Origin of the sequence: Streptomyces sp. NPDC090021 (genome assembly GCF_044748225.1) — a bacterium.
Lineage (GTDB): Bacteria > Actinomycetota > Actinomycetes > Streptomycetales > Streptomycetaceae > Streptomyces.
The window spans coordinates 1,527-2,853 of record NZ_JBIVFO010000089.1; the positions used below are offsets into that span (position 1 = coordinate 1,527).

The window sequence follows — 1,327 nt, forward strand, 5'->3', positions numbered from 1 at the left end:
TTGCTGCAATGACACGACTTCGGCGGTACGCTTGAGCCCCGCTACATTGTCGGCGCGGAATCACTTGACCAGTGAGCTATTACGCACTCTTTCAAGGGTGGCTGCTTCTAAGCCAACCTCCTGGTTGTCTCTGCGACTCCACATCCTTTCCCACTTAGCGTACGCTTAGGGGCCTTAGTCGATGCTCTGGGCTGTTTCCCTCTCGACCATGGAGCTTATCCCCCACAGTCTCACTGCCGTGCTCTCACTTACCGGCATTCGGAGTTTGGCTAAGGTCAGTAACCCGGTAGGGCCCATCGCCTATCCAGTGCTCTACCTCCGGCAAGAAACACACGACGCTGCACCTAAATGCATTTCGGGGAGAACCAGCTATCACGGAGTTTGATTGGCCTTTCACCCCTAACCACAGGTCATCCCCCAGGTTTTCAACCCTGGTGGGTTCGGTCCTCCACGAAGTCTTACCTCCGCTTCAACCTGCCCATGGCTAGATCACTCCGCTTCGGGTCTAGAGCGTGCAACTCAAACGCCCTGTTCGGACTCGCTTTCGCTACGGCTTCCCCACACGGGTTAACCTCGCTACACACCGCTAACTCGCAGGCTCATTCTTCAAAAGGCACGCAGTCACGAGATGCAGCAAGCTGCATCCGACGCTCCCACGGCTTGTAGGCACACGGTTTCAGGTACTATTTCACTCCGCTCCCGCGGTACTTTTCACCATTCCCTCACGGTACTATCCGCTATCGGTCACCAGGGAATATTTAGGCTTAGCGGGTGGTCCCGCCAGATTCACACGGGATTTCTCGGGCCCCGTGCTACTTGGGAAATGAGCAAGCAAGCCGCTGATGTTTCGTCTACGGGGGTCTTACCCTCTACGCCGGACCTTTCGCATGTCCTTCGACTACACCAACGGTTTCTGACTCGCCTCACAGCCGGCAGACTGTGAAAGCCCATTCCCACAACCCCGCATGCGCAACCCCTGCCGGGTATCACACACATACGGTTTGGCCTCATCCGGTTTCGCTCGCCACTACTCCCGGAATCACGGTTGTTTTCTCTTCCTGAGGGTACTGAGATGTTTCACTTCCCCTCGTTCCCTCCACACTGCCTATGTGTTCAGCAGTGGGTGACAGCCCATGACGACTGCCGGGTTTCCCCATTCGGACACCCCCGGATCAAAGCTCAGTTGGCAGCTCCCCGGGGCCTATCGCGGCCTCTCACGTCCTTCATCGGTTCCTGGTGCCAAGGCATCCACCGTGCGCCCTTAAAAACTTGGCCACAGATGCTCGCGTCCACTGTGTAGTTCTCAAACAACGACCAGCCACCCATC

1 rRNA gene (running past one end of the window) is annotated in these 1,327 nt (G+C 56.8%); it reads right to left on the reverse strand.

Annotated features, from left to right (window positions below):
* Positions 1 to 1,275, reverse strand: a 23S ribosomal RNA gene (locus tag ACIPXC_RS34900); it reaches 1,495 nt to the left of the window's first position.
* Positions 1,276 to 1,327: the final 52 nt, after the last annotated feature.